15 protein-coding genes are annotated in these 18,730 nt (G+C 59.8%); 4 read left to right on the top strand and 11 right to left on the bottom strand.

Annotated features, from left to right (window positions below):
• Positions 1–19: 19 nt before the first annotated feature.
• The 9 genes from AC1DNI_RS18045 to AC1DNI_RS18005 all read right to left on the bottom strand — a co-directional run bounded on the left by AC1DNI_RS18045 (position 20) and on the right by AC1DNI_RS18005 (position 11,710).
• Positions 20–1,009 (bottom strand): formylglycine-generating enzyme family protein, encoded by a 990-nt coding sequence (locus AC1DNI_RS18045; RefSeq protein ID WP_113280657.1) that lies wholly within the window; start codon positions 1,007–1,009, stop codon positions 20–22.
• 68 nt (positions 1,010–1,077) lie between these two features.
• Positions 1,078–2,436, bottom strand: a complete 1,359-nt coding sequence (locus tag AC1DNI_RS18040; RefSeq protein WP_477692832.1) for a BatD family protein — start codon at positions 2,434–2,436, stop codon at positions 1,078–1,080.
• Positions 2,433–4,001: a VWA domain-containing protein gene (locus AC1DNI_RS18035; protein ID WP_477692831.1), complete on the bottom strand. Its 1,569-nt coding sequence runs from the start codon at positions 3,999–4,001 to the stop codon at positions 2,433–2,435. Before AC1DNI_RS18035 ends, AC1DNI_RS18040 begins: the two co-directional genes overlap by 4 nt.
• The gene (locus tag AC1DNI_RS18030; RefSeq protein ID WP_477692830.1) at positions 3,998–5,011 is read right to left on the bottom strand and encodes a vWA domain-containing protein; all 1,014 of its coding nucleotides are present in this window, start codon (positions 5,009–5,011) and stop codon (positions 3,998–4,000) included. The genes AC1DNI_RS18035 and AC1DNI_RS18030 overlap by 4 nt, the downstream gene beginning before the upstream one ends.
• Positions 4,998–5,501, bottom strand: coding sequence for a DUF4381 domain-containing protein (locus AC1DNI_RS18025; RefSeq protein WP_477692829.1), 504 nt, complete (start codon positions 5,499–5,501; stop codon positions 4,998–5,000). The genes AC1DNI_RS18030 and AC1DNI_RS18025 overlap by 14 nt, the downstream gene beginning before the upstream one ends.
• Positions 5,501–6,466, bottom strand: a complete 966-nt coding sequence (locus tag AC1DNI_RS18020; protein WP_477692828.1) for a DUF58 domain-containing protein — start codon at positions 6,464–6,466, stop codon at positions 5,501–5,503. Before AC1DNI_RS18020 ends, AC1DNI_RS18025 begins: the two co-directional genes overlap by 1 nt.
• A gap of 5 nt (positions 6,467–6,471) precedes the next feature.
• On the bottom strand, positions 6,472–7,446 hold the full coding sequence (locus AC1DNI_RS18015; RefSeq protein ID WP_477692827.1) for an AAA family ATPase: 975 nt from the start codon (positions 7,444–7,446) through the stop codon (positions 6,472–6,474).
• A complete protein-coding gene (locus AC1DNI_RS18010) occupies positions 7,443–9,974 on the bottom strand; it encodes a spermidine synthase (protein ID WP_477692826.1) in 2,532 nt (843 codons plus the stop codon). The genes AC1DNI_RS18015 and AC1DNI_RS18010 overlap by 4 nt, the downstream gene beginning before the upstream one ends.
• Before the next feature lie 74 nt (positions 9,975–10,048).
• Positions 10,049–11,710, bottom strand: a complete 1,662-nt coding sequence (locus AC1DNI_RS18005) for an arylsulfatase (RefSeq protein ID WP_477692825.1) — start codon at positions 11,708–11,710, stop codon at positions 10,049–10,051.
• A gap of 320 nt (positions 11,711–12,030) precedes the next feature.
• Between AC1DNI_RS18005 and AC1DNI_RS18000 the strand changes: the two genes are divergently transcribed.
• Entirely contained in the window at positions 12,031–12,684 is a 654-nt protein-coding gene (locus AC1DNI_RS18000; RefSeq protein WP_477692824.1) for a hypothetical protein, read from the top strand.
• Between the two features lie 6 nt (positions 12,685–12,690).
• On the opposite strand, the gene AC1DNI_RS17995 is transcribed toward AC1DNI_RS18000, so the two are convergent.
• The gene (locus tag AC1DNI_RS17995) at positions 12,691–13,461 is read right to left on the bottom strand and encodes a hypothetical protein (protein ID WP_370462217.1); all 771 of its coding nucleotides are present in this window, start codon (positions 13,459–13,461) and stop codon (positions 12,691–12,693) included.
• A 396-nt stretch (positions 13,462–13,857) separates the two neighbouring features.
• Between AC1DNI_RS17995 and AC1DNI_RS17990 the strand changes: the two genes are divergently transcribed.
• The 3 genes from AC1DNI_RS17990 to AC1DNI_RS17980 all read left to right on the top strand — a co-directional run bounded on the left by AC1DNI_RS17990 (position 13,858) and on the right by AC1DNI_RS17980 (position 17,546).
• Positions 13,858–14,085, top strand: a complete 228-nt coding sequence (locus tag AC1DNI_RS17990) for a hypothetical protein (protein ID WP_228019418.1) — start codon at positions 13,858–13,860, stop codon at positions 14,083–14,085.
• Positions 14,086–14,234: 149 nt separating this feature from the next.
• Complete coding sequence (locus tag AC1DNI_RS17985; protein WP_477692823.1) at positions 14,235–15,974, top strand: tetratricopeptide repeat protein; 1,740 nt, start codon at positions 14,235–14,237, stop codon at positions 15,972–15,974.
• Between the two features lie 126 nt (positions 15,975–16,100).
• Complete coding sequence (locus tag AC1DNI_RS17980) at positions 16,101–17,546, top strand: MltF family protein (protein ID WP_477692822.1); 1,446 nt, start codon at positions 16,101–16,103, stop codon at positions 17,544–17,546.
• Here the strand turns inward: AC1DNI_RS17980 and AC1DNI_RS17975 are convergent.
• Positions 17,543–18,724 carry a hypothetical protein gene (locus AC1DNI_RS17975; protein WP_477692821.1) on the bottom strand — a complete coding sequence of 394 codons (1,182 nt, stop codon included), beginning with the start codon at positions 18,722–18,724 and terminating at the stop codon, positions 17,543–17,545. The genes AC1DNI_RS17980 and AC1DNI_RS17975 overlap by 4 nt on opposite strands.
• Positions 18,725–18,730 lie beyond the last annotated feature (6 nt).

Genomic DNA, 18,730 nt, shown 5'->3' with positions numbered 1-18,730 from the left:
CGATTGCGGTGTTTGAGCGTCAGGTCGTAGTCGAGCGTTGATCCGAACGCTTGACGCAGCGAAAACCAACGTGACTGGTTGAAGTGTCCTCGGGTTCGGCATGCCGCGCGGCCGGACGGTACCGCCGGCAATAATTCGGTGCGCAAAGATGCGAACCGCCCTTGAGGACGCGCCGGGGAATAAGGATTTGCGGCGTGTGCGGATCATAGCTCGCGTCGATCGGACCGCCGCGCGGGTTAAGCGGGATGCAGCAAGCCTTTGCCGCGGGCTCCTCATGACGTGTGGACCAGAAATCGCCCGTCCACTCCCAGACATTTCCGATCATGTCGTAAACGCCATAACCGTTCGGTGGGAATCTGTGGACGGGCGAGGTCCGGTCGTCGCCTTGGGAGCGAAGGTTGTGATGTGGAAATATGCCTTGCCAGGTATTTGCCATCTGCCGGCCGCCGGGGTTCAGTTCGTCACCCCAGGCAAACTCGGTTTCGTCGAGCCCGCCGCGCGCTGCCAGTTCCCACTCGGCTTCCGTCGGCAGGTCCTTGCCGGCCCAATCCGCGTAGGCCTTGGCATCCTGCCATGCCACATGCACGACGGGATGGTCGAGTTTGCCGCGCAAGTCGCTGCGCCGGCCATAGGGGTGACGCCAGTCAGCCCCGAACTTGTAAGTCCACCACTGGGAAATATCGGGGCTTGTGACCGGGCGGGTCGGCGGATCGAACATCAGCGAGCCCGGCTTCAACATATGTGGCAGCGCACCGGGATAATCCTTTGGATTCGGGGCCTTTTCGGCAACGGTTATATGGCCGGTCGCCTTGACGAATTCCATGAATTGACGGTTTGTGACCGGGGTGGCCTGGATCCAGAATCCGTCGACCTCGACCGGGTGCGCAGGGGACTCCTCCGGATAGTGCTTGTTCGACCCCATCATGAAGGTTCGTCCGGGGATCCAGATGAGGCCGTCCTCCGATTTCAACTGCTCGTTGAAGCCATCTCTTTGGGCTGCGGCGGGCATTCTACCTCTCCGAATGTCAACTTGTGCGAGCATTGCCGCGAATTCGCTGCGACTGAAGTACGTTACAGTTACATACTGTTGTTTCTGGCCGGCCGTTGCCAGTTACCGAGCGGCGGATTAAGCGGGGGAAGCGCTGGCGTAACTGTAAAGGATCGCCGGTCGCGGCGGCGATACTTCACACGCCAGGCCAGTATGGCGGACGCAAGAATTCGCGCACTGCCTTGTGTCGGTGGATGTGGTGGGCCGAAGAGATCACGTTCAAATCCTGCCAGAGCGTCCTGCACCGACCGGTCATTGCTTGCCTCAGCCCAATCCGTTGCGCTTCGAAATCCCATGGCTTTCGTCCAGAGGTTGAGCGCCGAATAGGCACGCTTCGCGTCGCCCGAGTTGAGCGCTGCCAGGAGTTCACGATAGCGCGTGGGCTCGGATTGGGCCCGGGCCTGCTTGCGCGCATCAACCCAGCGTTTCATGCGGGGCCACAGGCGATGGAGGAGGAAAGCCAGGCCAAGGGCGGCGAGGACGGTGATAGCAATGCCAAGTATTGCGCGGATGGAAAGGCGGTCTGGTGCTTCCTTTGCCTGGGGAAGATCGGGCGCAATAGCGTTGGCCGTCGCTGGCTTTGCCTTTACGACGAGGACGAGGGGCTTCAGTTCGGCCCGCTGCGCCTGCATGTTTCCCGTGTCGAACCAGGTGGCGGTCAGTGCGGGAAGCGTGAACGTCCCCTCCCTATCCATCACGTAGGTGACGCGCTCGGTGCGGCTGCTCCCTCGCTCACGGCCACTGCCATCGACATTGTCCGCCAGTGCCGGGGCCTGGCGATAGAGCTTTACGCCATCCGGCACGTCGAACGATAATTCCGGCAACATCATTGCCCGCGTCCCTGTCGCAAAGAGCGTAACCGTGCGCACAAGCGTGTCGCCGACCTTGAGATTGGCCGGGTCTCCATCGATGGTCTCGCTGAGCTGGGCACGCGCGGCGGAAAACGCTGATGCTTCCGCTCCGGGTGGCAATTCCGCGGCGACAAAGGTGACTGCGGGAAGATTTACTGTTGCTGGGGTGGATTGATCCGGCACCTTGGCATAGGCGAGCGGTACGCTTGCTGTCGGGAGCGTAAATTCGCCGGCGATCTGCGGAATAATGAAATAGGTGCGGCGAATGCCGGAATATTCTTCGCCGCTGACGGATTTGACCAGGTTCTGAGCCCGCTCGTCGGGAAGCGTGACAATTGCGTTCGGGATGTCTAGCAATGGAAACTGCGGCGGCGATGTGAAGAAATTCGGAACGTAGACGTCGACATCTATGCTCACCTGCTGGCCGACCACGATCTTGCCCTGTGTCGCCAGCGACGTTTCGGCGAATGGCTCGGCAGCATAAACCGGCGATGCAAACAGAAGAGCAAGCGCGACAAGCCAGCCAAAATGTCTCATTGCTTGCCTCCTCGTGCCTCGATGGCAAACTTGCGGGCAAGAAGATCGGCCGGACTGACCTCGATATTCTTCATCCACAGATCGGCAGTCTGTTCAGAAACGTTGACCTGCCCCTTTTTGCCCTGCTTGCCCTTGGCGTCGAACTGGACCTGGTCAGGTTTGAGATTGGGGTCCTGCTGCTGTTCCTCTTCCTCCTGCTTTTGCAGCGCCACGAGTTTCTCGGCAATGGCGAGATTGGCCTTGGCCTCGGGCCAATCTGTTCGAAGTTGCAGCGCGCGCTTGTAGGCGGCGACCGCCTGATCCAGCCGATTGAGGTGAAGCAAAGCGTTGCCCTGGTTGTACCAGGCTTCTGGCGTATCCCTTGCCGCGAAGGCATCGACCGCTTCGCTGAACTTGCCAGCGCGATAGAGTGCGACGCCGTGCCATTCATTGTCCCTGAAGGCAGCCGCGGCGGCGGGATAATCGCCACGCTCATAGGCGAGACGTCCTTGCTGGTCCGGCGTCAGCCACATATCGGCAAGGCTGAGATCGGCGGCGCGTGAAGTGTGAGGGCTGAAAATGAGATGGAAGGCGAAAAGCGCGCCGGCCCAGCGCACGACCCAGCCCCGCCGGAACGACAGCGCGGCAAGCAGCACGATCGGTATGGTCAACCACCAGCCAAAGTCGCGCCAGCGCGTTTCGGCTTCGGCGGCCTTCTGCGCGAAATGCGTCTTGATCCGCTCCACGACCCAGCGCACGTCGCTGTCGTCGCTCGTAAAGGTTGCAACGCTGATGTTTCCGGCGCCTTGCAACCGTTTCAATTCGTCGACGTCAAGCTTGGCGAAGAGGCGACCTCCGGCAGCATCAATGGCGAAACCTCCACCGCTGGTTTTGACCGGACCGCCCTCGGCTGTGCCAATCGCAAGGAGCACGACGTTGTTGCTGCCGCCGAACCGCGCCACTTGATCGAAGGAGGCCGCATCGACACCGTCGGTCATGAGAAGAATCGTTCCGGGCGCTTGCGCACTTTCAAGCGTTTTTTCTGCTGCTGCCAATGCGACAGCAGTATTCTTGCCGGCAACGGGCATAATCCGCGTGGCCAGCGAGTCGACATAGGTGCGCACGAGCGCTGCATCGTCGGTTAACGGAAGAACCAGATGCGCCGAGCCCGCATAGGCAATGATGGCGGTTCGCGCTGCGGGCCGCGCGGCAAGGATGTCGTGAACCTTGAGCTTCGCCCGTTCAAGCCGCGACGGGGTGACGTCGATAGCGTCCATCGTCTGCGACAGGTCGATAGCGATCACCAGCGGCGCTTCGTCCTGAACGAAAGGCGGGAGTTCGCGTTGCCATGTCGGGCCAGCAAGGGCGAGTGCTGCGAGGGCAATGAGAATTGCCGTCAGGTGATAGGGCCGCAGCCGCCCCTTGGATGGATCGTCGGAGACAAGGTGATCGAGCAATTGCGGCGCAATCATATCGCGCCAGCGCAGCCTCATGTCGGACTGGCGCGATGCCAGCCACAATATCGCGATCGCTGCGAGGATCGCGAGCAGCCACCATGGCCAGAGGAAGTGGAAATCGGCGATCATCGGTTGGCTGCCGGTTCAAGCGCAGCGCCGCTGCGGTTTCGCAGCCTTGCGAACAGGAGCGCAAGGAGATGATAGGCGATAAGGAGCAAAAGCGCGGCACCGAGAGGATAGTGGAACAATTCGATGCGCGGGCGCCAGGATAGTGTTTTCTGGTTGATGGGCGTGATGCGGTCGAGCGTCGTATAGATGTCCTGAAGCCCGGTCTGGTCCTGGCCGAAGAAATATCGTCCGCCCGTCGTCGCGGCGATTTTTTCGAGTGAGGCAGTGTCGAGCTTCTCTTCACCGGTGGCTTGGGGATTGCCGATGCCGATCGTATGGATCGTGATCTTTGCATCCCTGGCTATGTCCGACGCCTTGGCCGGCGGCATCTTGCTTGCCGTATCGTTGCCGTCAGTAAGAACGATGAGCACCTTCTCGGGCGCGCTCGTGTCCTTGAACATCTTGATCGCCAGCCCGATGGCATCGCCGAGTGCAGTCCGTGGCCCGGCAATTCCGGGCAGCGCCTCCGCGATCATGGTCTGCACAGTGGGATGATCCATGGTGAAGGGGACGAGCGGGTAGGGTGCGTCGCCAAAGGCGATGAGGCCGATGCGATCGGCCGGGCGCTTCTTGACGAAGTCGCTGACGACGCTGCGAACCGCGTCTATCCGCGAGATGAGGTTGCCGCCCGGATCGCGAAAGTCCTTTGTCTCCATCGACTGTGAAAGGTCGATCGCCAGCATGAGGTCGCGCTGCGGCTCGGTCTTCTCGATCGGCGGTTCGACATATTGCGGACGGGCGAGAGCGACAAGGACAAGAAGCCAGCAGATCGTTCCAACGATCAGCTCCGGCCAGGTTCTGCGCGTAACCAGTGAGCCGGTCGATGGTGCAATTCCCGCGGCCCGCGTGACTTCTTCGAAGAACGGAATGCGTACCGAAGCAGATTGCGAGCGATATGGCGGCAGGAGCCACCAGACGAGGATCGGCAATGGCAGCAGCACCAGCAACCACGGAAAATCAAGCTGGTACATGGTGCTTGTCGATCCAGTGGCGTGCGGCTGCGAGCAATTGCCCGGGGTTACCGGAAGGAGCGCTCCCTTGTGTGGGGTGATATTCCATGTCGTCGAGCATATGGACAAGATCCGCGCCGAGGCGTCGATCCGGCAGGGCATTTTGCAGGAACGCGACCCATGCCCCGCCGCTTTGCGCGGCAACCGCATCGCGCGGCCAGACGGCCAACGCAACGCGCTTGACCAGTATCGGCACCTCTCGGGCGATTGTATCCGCATCGCCTTCGTTCTCGAGCTGATCGAGAATTTGCAGGGCCTCGCGCCGGTAACGATTGGCTCGTCGCTTCTTGAGCCAATGCCAGCAAGCCATTGCCACTCCTGCAAGAAGGAGGATTGCCACCAAGGCCCATCCCCAGGTTTGTGGGAACAGCGCAACGGGGGCGGGGGTTTCGATATCGGCCAGTGATTTCAACGCCTGTTGTGTTGCGAGATCGAGCGGCGTATCGGCCATCATCGCCTCCTTTGCCGCCAGGCGGTCTGCGCCAGCAATCGGCGCAATTGTGGCGCCGTCTCAAGCGCGGTCGATACCGGCAACATCGGCAGGCCGAGTTCCTGCTGCCAGGCCAACAATTCGCGCCCCCTGCTTCGGGCAAAATCGCCGATCGCGTTGCGTGCCTTCGCCTGCTGGAAAGCGAGTTCTGCTTGCATGGAGCCGCCCCTGATAACCATCTCGCCTTTGGTTGGCAATTCGAGCAAGAACGGGTCGTAGACCAGAATGGCGAGCACGTCATTGCGCACGCTGAGGCGCAAAAGGAGATCGCGCGTTTCCGCCGAATGTCCGTCAAAGTCGCTGATGATGATCACAAGATGATCGTGGTGCGCGACATTCTCCACGGTCCGTAGCACCGTGTCCAGCTGTCCCGTGGCGCGCCCGCCGGGGGTGCGCGCATTCAGCGCCTGGTTCATGGCGGCGATGCCGTCGGCCAAGGCAATGACGGATTCGCGGCTGCGATGCGGCCGCAACTGCGTGGTGCCGCTATCGTTGAACACCTGCCCGCCCACCCGGTCGCCCGAGCCGAGAATGCGCCAGGCGCACAGCATGGCAGCTTCCGCAGCTGTGACCGATTTCATGACGCGGCGGCTACCGAAGAACATATTGGTGCGCTGGTCGACGACGATGAGGGCAGGACGTTCCTTTTCCTCGCCGTAGATGCGCACGAAGGGCTTGTTGGTGCGCGCCGTTACGCGCCAGTCGATGGTGCGGATATCGTCGCCCGGAAGATATTCGCGCAGCTCCTCGAAGGTCAGTCCGCGCCCACGCATCCGGGAACTGTGACGCCCGGTCAGGGGCTGCTGTACCGCGTTCCTCTGGATGAATGTCAGATCGCGCGCTGCCGATTCGAGTGCGGCGAGCTGTTCGACCGAGACATAGACGCCGTCGGAGATTTCTTGCGTGGATGGGGAAGCGGGCGCCATGGCACTCAGGCCACCGCTACGCGTTCGACGATCCGGTCAATGACTTTGTCGGGACCGATATCCGCGGCATGTGCCTCATAGGACAGGATCAGCCGGTGCCTGAAAACATCATGGACGATCGCCTTGACATCGTCGGGCGTGACATAGTCGCGGCCCTTTAGCCACGCATAGGCGCGTGAAACCTTATCGAGGCCAATGACGCCGCGCGGGCTTACACCGACCTGCAGCCATTTGGCGAGGTCAGCGTCGATCTTGTCGGGGTAGCGTGTCGCGAAAACGAGTGCCACCATGTAGTCCTCGACCGGCTTGGACACGTTGATGGCCGATATTTCGGCCCGGGCATCGAAGACTGCTTTGGGGTCCAGCTTGTCGTCGGATTTGCCGGGTTTGGACTTGGTTGCAGTCTCCTCGCTGCGAACGAGCCGCATGATCGCCGCCTCCGACTCCTCGTCGGTGTAGCTCACTTCGACATGCATGAGAAAGCGGTCGAGCTGCGCTTCGGGGAGCGGATACGTTCCTTCCTGCTCGATCGGGTTTTGCGTCGCCATCACCATGAAAAGGTCGGGCAGGGGATAGCTTTTGCCCCCGACTGTCACCTGGCGTTCCTCCATCGCTTCAAGCAGCGCCGATTGCACCTTGGCCGGCGCACGGTTCACTTCGTCCGCAAGGATCAGGTTGGCGAAGATCGGGCCCTGCTGGAATTTGAACTCGCCCTTGCCGCCCTCGCTGAAGTAGATTTCGGAGCCGGTGATGTCGGCCGGCAAAAGGTCCGGCGTGAACTGCACCCGCGACAACTCCGCATCGAGATTTTTGGCCAAACTCTTAATTGCCCGGGTCTTGGCAAGGCCCGGCAAGCCTTCCACCAGCAGATGGCCATTGGCGATGAGGCCAAGCAGCAACCGCTCGACCATCGTGTCCTGGCCGATGATCGACTGGCCGATGCGCTTGCCCAATGCGAGAATGTCGTCACGTGCGCTCATTGTGTGTTCCCGCCGAAAAACCAGGCATAATAGGCATTGTCCGGTGCATGGTCACTCACGAATGCAGCGTTGCGCTGCCAGGCGTCCCGATCACCGCGATAGGCGCTTAGGCCGGCATTGTAGAACGTGTGGAGAATTTCCCGTTCCTGCTTCGTGGATGTGATGAAGGCCGCATCGGCATTGACCAGAGGCGGTTCACTGGCAAGGGCGAGAAGTTTCGGCAGGACTGTCGGAAAGGTGTCGGGTCTTACCCACGCCGCATATTCGATGCGAGGCATATCGTCGGTAACAGGGGCCGCGTCTGCGGCATAGGTTTCAAGTCCCTCGCGATCCATCACGAATGTGGCCATCAATTCAGGAAGTGAATTGACGCCGACTTCGCGCAAGGCCTGCTTCACGCCGGGTTGTTCGAACCGCGCACTCATCTGAGCGACATCGAGGTTCATGGGTTCGAACGAGCCGACGAGGAGCATTTCATGCAGTTCGGTTGTCCATAGGGATGCGTGCGGAAAGACATCGATGAAGCTTCGAACGAGCGAGCGTGTATCCTCGTCGTTTTGCGTCGGCAACGGGAGCCATTGGGCGACCATGCCGCCGGGCCGCAGCCGCGCGGCGGCAAGCCTGTAGAAATCGGTGGAGTAGAGATTGGCGACCCCTGCGGCCGAGGGCGGCGGCGGTTCGAGCGTTACAAGATCGTAGGACACTTCGCTTCCAAGCAGTTCCCGCCTGCCATCCCGCAGCCGGATGTCGAGGTTGGGCGATGAGGGAGCATTGAAATTGCCGTTGAAAAGGTTCGCTGCCCGCTGCACGCCCGGGAGGAGTTCAGCGGCGACGCGCTGGTTGAGCCCGTCATAGGCCAGGAGCGCACCTGCGGTTATGCCGGTTCCGAGGCCTACAACCATCGCCGCCTGCGGCTGCTTTTGCATGGTTATCAGGGGAAGGAGCGCCTGGAGCCGCATGTAACGCAGTGAGGGCAGGGAGTCTCCGGTATTGGAGACACCCTGGATGTAGAGTCGGCGGAACTTGCGGTCGCGGCCCTGTTCGACGACCGCGACGGTTGCGCCAAGGCCTTCCTCGTAAAAGACGAGCCTTCCGGTCTGGGCACCAGGCAGCAGACTGGCGAAGCGATCCGAAGGGATGAGGAAGGCCAGGGCCAGTGTCAGGACGCAGACTGATGCGATGGCAATGCGGTGGAGGCGTACGGCCGCGACGTTGCGCAACACGGCGATCAGGCCAATGACGGCGGCAGCGACGGCGAGGATGCCGAACGAGCCGACGAAGCCGAAAGTGGGAACGAGCACAAAGCCAGTCAGGACCGTCCCAACAATGCTGCCGAGCGTGTTCCAGCCGCTAACGAGCCCGACGCCGCTTCCCGTCCGGCCATCGTCAACCACGAGCTTGAGTGCAAAGGGAAAGGCGGCGCCAAGCAGAAGCGTCGTTGGAAACACGATGAGGATCGCGGCGACCGCAAAGCGTGCCGACATTCCCGCAAGCTGGTTTCCTGTCAACTGCAGCAGCCAGTACTCGGCCATGGACTGCAGCATGATGATCCAGTTGCCGAGGAACGCGATGCCGCAAAGACCGACGAGGCCCGCGCCGGCGATCAGCAGGCCGAAAATGCTCCAGTGGTCGCGAACGCGATCGACCCATCTCGAGGCAAGTGCGGAGCCTGCGGCCAAACCAATGAGGTACGTGGCGAGCACGATGGCGAAGGCAAATGTCCGTGTGCTCATGAACTGGACGATGGACTGGGTCCAGATGACCTCGTAGCCGAGTGCGATGCCGCCCGCCACGGAATAGAGAAACAAGGCAAGTCGGACACTCCGGGCATTCACATTGGCAGGCGAGATGGTTTGCGCTTGAACAGGCGAGGCAAGGACGAGCGCAAAAGCAGCTGCAAGAAGGCTCAGCGCCGCCGCAGCATAGGCGGTGCCGGAGACACCAAGATAGGGGATGAAAAGGAATGCGGCAGCGAGAGTGCCAGCAATGGCCCCGGCTGTATTTGCCGCATAGAGGCTGCCGCCCTTGAGGCCGATGTCGCGGTTCGACGCGGCTACCGAACGCACCACCGCCGGAAGAGTGCCGCCCATGAGGACGGCGGGAACACCGACGAGAGCGAAAACGATCAACCAGGCGACGGGTGCCGCAGAATTCTCGATAATTGCAAAGGACGGGGCAAAATGTGCGAGCGCGACGGTAACCGCAATGCCGCAAAGGGCGACACCCGCCTCGAGCAGCGCATAAAGCCGAAAGGGATAATGGCTGCGATCGATTGCGGGCCCGAGCAACAGACTGCCGAGCGCCAACCCTGCCATGAACGCTGCAACGCCTGCCGTGACGGCATAGACGTCGACGCCAACGATCAGCGAGAGTTGCCGTACCCAGACGACCTGAAAGACCAGAGCTGAAAACCCCGAGGCGAAAAGCAGAAGGGCAGGCAGCGCCGTGAGGGTCAATCGTTGGGGCATGGAAACCTCAAACTGTTCGGCACCGGCAGGCTGGTTGCAAAGTTGCGTATCAACGCTCATCTGATGCGCTCCGTAATGATTGTTCGGCTGGCGCATCGTGTGGGCGCCAGCCGGTTATCGAAATCAAACGGGCGTTATTGCGCCTTGTTCTGCTTTGCCAGTTCCTCGTCGATCTTCTTGTGAACGGCTTCCTCCACCTGATCGACACTGAAGCTTGCCGGCTTCTGGCTCGGCGGATAATCGACGAAGGTTTGAAGGAACTCCGAAGCTTTCAACGTGGCAATACCCGTCAGATACGCGTTCTTCACGAGCCAGTCATTGTACTGGTCCGAAGTGATGTCGGCGCGCTCATAGGGGTCCATGCGCAGGTTGAAGATCTTGGGAAGACGCAGGCAGGTAAAGGGCTCTTGCCAGATGTTGAGGTTGCCTGGCGCGCGCTGCTCGCAGAACACCGCTTTCCAGTTGTCCCAACGCATGGCGACGAGTTTACCGTCGTCGTCGAAATAGTAGAACTCGTCGCGCGCACTCTTCGGCTGCTGACCTTCGAGATAAGGCAGCTGATTATAGCCGTCGAGATGCACCTTGAAGTTCTTGCCGCCGATATCGGTACCCTTCAGCAGCCGGTCCTTGATATCCGTGTCGCCAGCAGCGGCGAGCAGGGTTGGAAACCAGTCGAGGCCCGAGAACATGTCGTTGCTCACAGTATCGGGTTTGATCTTGCCTGGCCAACGGATCATCGCCGGGACGCGGAACGCGCCCTCCCAGTTGGAATCCTTTTCGCTGCGGAACGGCGTCATCGCCGCATCCGGCCAGGAGAACATGTTGGGGCCGTTGTCAGTCGTGTAGACGACGATCGTGTTGTTGGCGATGCCTTCGTCGTCGAGTGTCTTCAGAAGCTTGCCGACGTCCTGATCGTGTTCCCACATGCCGTCGGCATATTCATTGCCCGGCATGCCGCTCTTGCCGCGATACTCTTCCCGCACATGAGTAAATACGTGCATGCGGGTCGTGTTCATCCAGACGAAGAAAGGCTTGTCGCCCTTGCTGTGCTGCTTGATGTAATCGATCGCCGCACCGGTGGTCTCGTCGTCGATCGTTTCCATCCGCTTCGTCGTCAACGGACCGGAATCCTCGATCTTGCCATCGGCCGTTGCCTTGATCACGCCGCGCGGCGAGAAATTCTTGACAAAGGGATCATTGGGGTCCTTCGGCCAATAGGGTCGCTCCGGCTCTTCCTCCGCATTGAGGTGATAGAGATTGCCGAAGAACTCGTCAAAACCGTGCTTTACGGGCAGATATTCATCCTTGTCGCCAAGGTGGTTCTTGCCGAATTGGGCGGTGTTGTAGCCAAGCGGCTTAAGGGCCTGGGCGATTGTTATGTCGCGATCCTGGAGCCCAACCGGTGCTCCGGGCGCGCCCACCTTGGAAAGACCGGTGCGCAACGGCGTCTGGCCGGTGATGAAGGAAGAGCGTCCGGCGGTACAGCTGTTCTCGGCATAGTAATCCGTGAACATCATGCCTTCCTTGGCGATGCGGTCGATATTCGGTGTCTGGTAACCGACGAGGCCGCGGGAATAGGCGCTGATATTCGTCTGGCCGATATCGTCGCCGAAAATGACGAGGATGTTGGGTTTGGGAGCGTCCTGCGCCTGCGCGGCCTGAACACCGGGCCATTGCGCAAAAGCAATCCCTGTCGCTATGGCGGCGCCGGCGAGCAGAGAGGTTCTCGCCTTGGCTCCGTTCGGAACGCAAGCTTGCCAAAGCCTGCTTAAATCAATCTTCCATTCAACTGACATCAGGATCCTCCTGGAGACGGGGGCAAATTTCGTGCTGAAGCATTGTACTCTCGTGTCTGGGCAGAGGTATTATCAGGCCCCTGCAACCGCTGCGCGTGTTTCTGCCCTGGATTGGGCTTTTTGGACGACCTGCATGCTTTCGGGCTTCGGCTTCCGAAGGAAGTACGTAACTGTAACGCAATCCTAGATTTTACCGCGAACACGACGAGATTTTATCCGCCTGTTGCAGAGCGTTCTGTAACAGTTAAGTACTTTGTCTTCGGTTGAGATGCGCTCATGATGTCTGCACGCTAGACGCGAAAACTCAGCAGGAGACGTGAATGAAGGTGGCCACCGTGAAGACCCTATGTGCAATGATCATCGCCACCGGTCCATGGATATGGGCTGCGCAGGCGAAGGCTGACGACGTACGGCTTTCGGGCTTTCCATCGCTGATCCTGTCGGGGGGCACAGCCAAATCAACGTCCTATCAAATGCCCAAGCCCTTCAATAATATGCTCAAGGCAGACATGCTCGACATTTCGTTCGGAGCAACGACGCTCGATGCAATCCAGAAGGCGTTTGGCGGCGAGATCAGGACGCGCGGTTCGGGCGCCAATGGTGTCAGCTGGCTCTGCTACCAGGTTGCGCTCGATGGCCACGCGTCGAATCTCTGGTTCATTTCCAATGGTGAAGCAGCGGGCTCGAAACGGCTCCTGACAATGGTATCGGCCGAGGAGAGCGATACTGCGCGGTCAGGCTGCTCGCAAGGTCCTGAAACCTTGACGGCGTGGATGCTGCCGGTCCCGGGCTTGAAGGATGACGAGACGGATCTGCAAAAGGCTTTCGGCATGAGCATTCATGACGGGATTATCCGTTACTCGAATGAACAGGGCCCAAACAGCAATGGCGTGACGACCCTGCAAGCCCTCGTCTACCGGCTTGACGCAGGCAAGATCGACGGCATGTCATTCAGTCAGGTTACGGCCAAATGATCTCGCCTATTTGCCCAGCGCAAACTGAAAGTTGACACCGACGAATACCTGCCACTCGGGGTTGCCGCGACCGTGATCGAAGACGGTGTATTGGGGCTCGACGAAGGCGTTCATCGTCACCTTGTCGTTGACCTGAAACACCTTGCCGACGCCAAAACCGACCGGAACCGAGTAGTTCCCGCTCTCCAGGTCGAAGTTCCAGATGGCGGATGACCTGAGGTAGAAACCCTTGCTCAAGTTGAAATTGACGATGGGCTGGAACGTTGCGAGTGAAACATCATCCCGGTCGCTTTCGCCGGCAAATGACGTCTGGTACGTGACGAGACCGCCGAGCAGGCCCCAGCTTTGCGGTGCGACCACAACGCCGGCGGCGCCCGCCTGCCATTTACCGGCGCCAAGGGCATCGTCCGTCGCAGTCGGGAGGACGACGAGCGGGCCGGCGCCGAATGAAATCTCCTTGCCGGGCACGAGGAAAATGTCCATCAGCGTCAGGTCGCCCAGACCCGTCGTATATCCTGTCGGAAATTCCGGTGCGGTCGCGACCGGAAGCGTGAAACGGATCAGTTGCGGTGCGCCGAAAAGGTCCGAAGGCACGAGACCGCGCAGCAGGAACTGGTTTGCGTAGCGGTCGCCCGGCAGTCCGGTCAGTTCGGGAACATAGTAGTCGTGAAAATTCAGCGTGATCTTGGGCGTCAGCGGGTTGTTTGCAGCATTTACGTCTGCGTGTTCCTGCGACGATGCGGCTTGCGCACTTAACGAAATCGCACCGATGGCCATAATCAATACATCTAACGAATAACTTAAATATCTCATGGTCTTCATCCTTTAATTGAAAGCCAAGGTGAGCCAGATTCCATCCTGCATGACAAGTTCGTAACTGTAACGTTTACGGCCTCCCGCCCATGCCAGGGTAGAACGACCAAAAAGGGGGCAATCCAAATTCATCCAAGGCAAAACATTTCGTTTTTTGGGCTCGCGGATTTGCGGCAACGGACCCCTGTTAACCGTTACGTACTCCCATAAGGCGAGACATCATCCTATGATCAATGACCGAGCGGGGCCTGGGGATATAATTGCTGATTGCGGCCCGACCGGAGCTCGACGGAACAACGAGCAGGGGATGCAATTGAAGCGATGTCGACCGCGTCTGCCCAAAGGGGACTGTGGAAATTGATGCTCAGGCTGCCTGCGATGCGTGGGCAGCTGCAGGTCCTCAGTGCGCGGAATACGACATTGCAAAGCTTGTGCGATGCCTTCGACGAGGCCAGCTCCACGCTTGATCGCTTGCGCCGCAACGGCTCGAAAGATCTCAAGCTGATTGCTGAATATGAAATGCTCTGCGCTGACATCGAGAGTGAAGTGATCGACATCTGCATCGCCACGCGCGGCAGAAGCTACTGAGGCAGAGCGTCCCCAATATCGACCGCTGATCTCCTCAACCTGGTCTTGCGTCAGGACAATTCCATCGCAACCTGGGGGATTTCCCGTATGGCGTTGCGTAGCGTTCCGTTCAATTCTACTATCCAGTGAAACTGGGGTGGGGCGCGAACATGGAAGTTGACTTCAATGTCGACATGCCAGACTCGGAGAGGATCTCCGAAGAAGAGGCGCGGGCGGAACTCGACAGGCTCCTGTCGGACTCACAATTCCATTCGACCGAACGTAACCGGAATTTCCTGAGGTTCGTCGCCCAGGAGATGTTCGAGGGCCGTGCAGCATCGGTAAAAGCATATACGATTGCCGTCGACGTCTTTGGCCGTCCCTCGAGTTTCGACCCGACGACCGATCCCATCGTTCGCATCGAAGCGACGCGGCTTCGGGCCTCCCTGGCGCAATATTATGAGAGCCGGGCCGAGGAAGGCAGCATACGCATCGAACTGCCGCGCGGCCGATACATTCCCGTTTTCACCAAGGCGCCGCCGCAAGCGGAGGTCGTGGAAGAATGCGAGGAGGCGGAAGAACAGCCCGTTATGCCCCCGGCGCAGCCTTCGCGTAGCTTCATGACCAAGCGCCATCTTGCCGTTACAGCAGGCGTCGTGTGTATCACAGCGATTTCTCTCGTGGCAGTTGCGGCCAACCGCCGTGTTTTTTCAGACAAGCCGGTTGTTGCTGTCGAGATGAAGCTGGCAGGCGATGGCACCGATGCGGAAGCCGGCCTCATCCGCGACTATCTGATGACGGCGCTTTCGCAATTTCAGACTTTGACGCTGGCGGCCGCAGAAATGCCTTCCCCGGTAAAGGCGACGGTTCCAGCGCTTAGCTGGTTCCGAAGCGCGCGGCGCGCTGCCAATCCCTACCATGTCGTCCTCAAGTATCACCCGGACATAAATGGCCGAGCAGTCTGGTGGCAGGTCGTCGATCCGGTGAGCGGCGAGGCCCTGCGGTCGGGGGTGGAGCGTGCTACCCCGGACGACCGACCGGACACGGAGGTTCGCCGCGAGCTTGTCACCGATCTCGCCACCCGCTTCGCCGGCCCGCAAGGCGTCATCAACAATATCGAGTATACGCGAGAACTCGCAGCCCCCAGTCTCGGCAATGGCTGTATCCTTAGAACCGGGGTGGCGCTCGAGCGGCAAGATGCTGCCGAACTAGACGCCGTTCGCGACTGTCTCGCCGCCACTTTGCAAGCCATGCCGAACAATCCCGATGCCAATGCAGCCATGGCAGTCACCATGATCGAGTCCGCGGCGCCGGAAGTCGTCAACGGCACTGCAGCGCAGGCGCTGCTTCTGGCCAATAAGGCCGTTGCATTGGCGCCGATGTCGGACCGCGCCGGCTATGCGCAAATGCTGGCGCTCTATCACAACGGACAGAGTGAAGCGGCCTTCGTTGCCGGCTATCGGGCGATGGCGCTCAATCCCAACAATAGCTTCATACCAGCCAAGCTTGGCGCAATGTTTTTCGCCAACGGCAATTGGACCGAGGGCGCCAACCTCGCCTCCAGGGCAGAACAGATCAACGGCAAGCAGGATGATGCCGAGTTGATCCTTGCGCTTGATGCCTATCGCAAGGGCGATTTCACCAAGGCCGTGCTCAAGGTTCAGCAGATGGGTCATTCGGGGAACTATCTGGCCGATGTGCTTGAACTTGCAGCCTTCGGCCAATTGGGTGATGCCTCTGGTGTCCGGGAAACCATGGACCGTCTGACCCGCTACCACGACCGCTTCTGGACGACGTTCCGCGCCGACATGATTGCGCGCCGCTATGCTCCGGCCATGATCGATGGACTCGAGGCCGGGCTGGCCAAAGCCGGTCTTCCGTTGGCCCAGCCGCTTCCTGCAACCAATTAACAGTTACGTACTTGCAGGGAGTGGTGGTGTCGGTGAAATCTCACCAGTGCACTGCCGTTGCTCATCCAGGATAGAACCGGGAAACCATAGCGACACGGCGCTGCTGGGCGGGGAGGCCCAAAACAAATGAATAAGAGGTGGTTCGTCAGTGCTGTCGCGCTCGCGCTGGCACTTTTGTGCGTGCCTGCAAGCCCGGCGGTGGCGGAAACAAAATCCCTCGTCCAGCCCCATCTGGACGATCTTGACGGAATGAAGCAGCGGCGTCTGGTCCGTGTCCTCGTTCCTTACAGCAAGACGATCTTTTTCCTCGACAAGGGCCGCGAACTCGGCACGGCCGTGGACTTCGGGCTGGAGCTTGAGACAGCCCTCAACATCGGCAAGAAGCGTGAAGTCGATCGCATCCACGTCGCCTTTATCCCGATGGGACGCGACCGACTGATACCGGCGTTGGACGAAGGGCTTGGTGACATTATCATGGCCAACCTGACGATCACGCCAGACCGCCTGAAGCAGGTCGATTTCACTATCCCTATCTATGACAAGGCAAGCGAGGTGCTGGTAACAGGGCCGGCGTCAGAGGAGGTAATCAACCTTGACGGACTGTCCGGTAAGGAACTCGCAGTGCGGGAAACGAGCAGCTATTACGAGCATCTTCTGAAGGTAAACGAGGACCTTAAGTCGCGCGGCAAGGAGCCGATCAAGCTCAGGATCATGGACGACAATCTCGAAGACGAAGACATCCTCGAAATGGTCAATGCCGGCATTTTGCAATACACCGTCGTCGACAAATACAAGGCGGATATCTGGGCGACGATTTTTACCGACATCAAGGTGCATGAGGATATCGCAGTCGCCAAGGACGGCGAGATTGCCTGGGCGATCCGCAAAAACAGCCCGCAACTCAAGAAGGAACTCGACACTTTCGTCGCCGCCCACCGCGTTGGAACGGCGTTCGGCAACATGTTGCGCAGCAAATATTTCAAGAGCGACAAGATCCTGCAGCGCGCCTATTCGGGCGAAGACGTGGAAAAATTCAAGCAGCTTGTCGAGATATTCCGCAAACACGGCAAGACCTATTCCTTCGATTATCTGATGTTGATGGCGCAGGGTTATCAGGAATCAAAACTCGATCAGGCGAAACGCAGCCCGAGGGGCGCCGTCGGAATCATGCAACTGCTGCCCGCCACCGCGCGAGACAAGGCGGTCGGCATAAACGGCATCGACAAGGACCAGGACCGCAACGTTGAAGCCGGGTCGAAATATTTGCGCTATCTTATCGATACCTACCTCAACGAGCCGGACATGAAGGAACGCGACCGCCAGTTGATGGCATTTGCCGCCTATAATGCCGGCCCGGGCAACCTCAACAAGTTCCGGAAAAGGGCCACGCAGATGGGGCTCGATCCGAACATCTGGTTCGGCAATGTGGAGAATTCGGCGGCCGATATCATCGGGCGGGAGACGGTGCAATACGTCAGCAACATCTTCAAATATTACGTTGCCTATTCGATGCTCGTCGAGCGCCTCGGCGAGCATGCCGACGCGGTCAATGCCGGAGCCAAAGGCGGCTAGAGAAGCAGCAGGCGCTTCAGCACCGGTACGAGTTCCTTGATCGGCAGCTGCGTGATCGCGACGGCCACGAATGGAAGCAGGGCGGCCGCGGACACCGGTACCAGGGTAGAGCGGGTCACCAGCATGGGCGATAGCTTCTTGGCGGCGTCGTAGAATTTGCCGGGATCGCCGAGTTCATCGTCGGCCATCGCCTTGCCGTCATCGGCCACGAGATTCTTGCCGAACGTCTTGCGCTCGACCTGCCGCTGGAAGTCCGTTCCGCGTTCGCTCGCCGCACGCAGTGCGCGCTTCTTGAAGTTGGCGAGAAGCGCTATGAAGCCGGCGAGCGGTATGCCGAAATAGGCAAAAATGAGGGCCAGCCACAGCCCCATGACCTGTGCGATTGCAGTAACGGTAAAGCTGCCATGCAGCACCTCGTGGGTCACCGACGCGGCAATCACACAACTGACGGCCACCGTAAAGAGCATATAGGCATTGGGGTATTGGCCGACGAAACCAAGGCCGGCGTGCCCGTCCGGGTGAGTGGCGACAAGTCGCGTTTCCAGCTTGGAAAAATCCGCAAGCAGCATCGACCAGATGATATGGCGCCAGAATGCGCGGGCGGCGAGAAACCAGAATAGCGTGTTGCTGACGGCAACCGCCCACCAGGCTGCGAGGCTCGGTGTCGGACCGTCCGGCCCGACGGCCGCCGCCCAGGAAGCCAGTGGCTGGTCCTGCATGTTGTGGTAGAGGAGGAACGAGGAGACGATCGCCAGAAAGAGACTGACCAGGTCGCCGGCCGGGGCGTTCCTTCGCCAAAGCGCCTTGGCAACGGCAGCGCTGGCCCCGGCTCTGGATGCCTCGGGAAGCAATGGGCCCGAAAAGAAGTTCCGCACACCTTCGCGAAGATTGTTTTCGATCTGGGTCTCGGCAAGCATCAGCAGGCCGATGGCAAGGCAAAAGCGGGCCCAGGGTCCGGGGTCGAGCAGGAAAGGCCGCTCTGCAAGCGGCCCGAAAGCAGTGCCTGCAACCAGGCTCAAGAGCAGCGGCACACCCCAGCTGAGCCCCACGAAGAGGGCCGCGCGCAGTGCGGGCTTAAGGTCCTGGCGACGGACGAGTTTCGCTTGCAACTGCAGATCATAGAACGGCCCCCCACGCGCAATGAGGAACTGCTGGCCGTCCTTGTGATCGTCGGTCATCGCATC

It is taken from the genome of Phyllobacterium sp. 01N428 (genome assembly GCF_056399405.1).
The sequence above is the reverse complement of the archived record's forward strand: the minus strand, read 5'-3'. Positions and strand labels throughout refer to the sequence as shown.